This is a genomic window from Melaminivora alkalimesophila (assembly GCF_000282995.1).
GTDB classification, from domain to species: Bacteria; Pseudomonadota; Gammaproteobacteria; order Burkholderiales; family Burkholderiaceae_C; genus Melaminivora; species Melaminivora alkalimesophila.
In genome coordinates, this window is the sequence record NZ_ALEE01000323.1 from 1 (window position 1) to 1781 (window position 1781).

Annotated in this window: 2 protein-coding genes; both read left to right on the forward strand. The window is 72.0% G+C overall.

All coding sequences use genetic code 11. The annotated features are described in order from the left end of the window. A partial coding sequence (locus tag A612_RS06015) for an efflux transporter outer membrane subunit (RefSeq protein ID WP_019373621.1) occupies window positions 1-1124 on the forward strand: 1124 nt, incomplete at its 5' end. A 96-nt stretch (window positions 1125-1220) separates the two neighbouring features. Further along, window positions 1221-1760, forward strand: coding sequence for a c-type cytochrome (locus A612_RS06020; RefSeq protein ID WP_019373622.1), 540 nt, complete (start codon window positions 1221-1223; stop codon window positions 1758-1760). Window positions 1761-1781 lie beyond the last annotated feature (21 nt).

Genomic DNA, 1781 nt, shown 5'->3' on the forward strand with positions numbered 1-1781 from the left:
CCAGCGGCACGCGCCAGCCGAACGCCGCCACCGGCCAGTACGGCAACCTGTTCCAGGTCGGGCTGGGCGTGACGGCTTGGGAGATCGACTTCTTCGGACGCATCGCTGCTCTGAAGGAGCAGGCGCTCGCCCAGTACCTCGCCAGCGCCGAAGGCCGCAAGGCGGCGCAGATCAGCCTGGTGTCGGCCGTCGCCTCGGGCTGGCTCGCGCTCTTGGCCGACGAGGAGCTGCTCGACATCTCGCGCCGCACCCTCGCCACGCGCGAGGAATCAGTCAAGCTCACGCGCCTGCGCCTGGAGCACGGCGTCAGCTCCGAGCTCGACAACCGCCAGGCGACCAGCCTGGCCGAGGCGGCGCGCGCCACCTACGCCCAGCAGCAGCGCCAGCGCATGCTCGACGAGAACGCGCTGGTGCTGTTGCTCGGCCAACCCCTGCCGGACGACATCCGCGCCAGCCTGCCCTCCTCGCGCCTGATCGACGCCGCGCCCATGCAGCCGCTGCGCGCCGGCCTGCCGTCCGAGCTGCTGGAGCGCCGCCCGGACATCCGCCAGGCCGAGCAGCTCCTGATCGGCGCCAACGCCAACATCGGCGCGGCGCGCGCGGCCTTCTTCCCGCGCATCTCGCTCACCGCCACTGTCGGCACGGTGAGCGACGAGCTCTCCGGCCTCTTCAAGGGCGGCTCCTGGGCCTTCTCGCTAGCGCCGCAACTGGCCGTGCCGCTGTTCGACGCGGGCCGCAACCAGGCGGGCCTGGAGGCGGCGCGGGTCGGGCGCGAGATCGCGGTGGCGCAGTACGAGAAGGCCATCCAGACGGCCTTCCGCGAAGTCTCGGACGCGCTCGCCGGGCGCGCCACGCTGCAGGAGCAGCTGCAGGCCCAGCGCGCCCAGGCCGAGGCCGACGCCAAGCGGCTGGAGCTGTCCGAGCTGCGCTACCGCAACGGCGTCGCCAGCTACCTGGACGTGCTCGACGCCCAGCGCTCGCTGTTCGCCACGCAGCAGGCGCTGGTGCTCACGCAGCTGCAGCAGCTGCAGAACCAGGTGATGCTCTACAGGGTGCTCGGCGGCGGCTGGAACGAGGCGAGCGGCACGGCAGCGAGGGCGGCTCCGCCCGCGGCAGGGGGTTGAGGGCGCCGGGTGGGCGCCCCGCCTGCGGGAGACGACTCTTATAATCGACGGCTGTTTTTCGCATCTGCCCTACCATAATTTTCCGAGGACTTCCCGATGAGCGACACCCACGACGCAGGCCACTCCGGGCCCATCAAGACGCCCAAGCAGCTGCTGGCCACCGTCATCTTCGCCTTCGTGCTGCCCGTGTTCGCCATCATCGGGCTGGTGATGTACGTGACTTCCGGCCACAAGCCCGGCATGGGCGCCGCCAACCCCGAGCTGGCGGTGGCGCAGCGCATCCAGAAGGTGGGCCTGGTCGAGGTGCGCGACGCGAACCGTCCGCTGCGCGCCGGCGAGGCGGTGTACCAGGGCCAGTGCGCCGCCTGCCACGCCACCGGCGCGGCCGGCGCACCCAAGCTGGGCGATGCGGCCGCCTGGGTGCCGCGCATCGAGACCGGTTTCGACGCGCTGGTGCATTCGGCACTGAACGGCAAGGGCGCCATGGCGCCCCAGGGCGGCGGTGAGTTCAGCGACCTGGAGATCGCCCGCGCGGTCGCCTACATGGCGAATGCCGCCGGCGCCAGCTTCGAAGAACCCGCCGCCCCGAAGGCAGAGGGCGAAGGGGAAGAACCAGCGCCCGCAGCCGGCGGCTGAAGCCAGCCGCTGCGGCAGGCC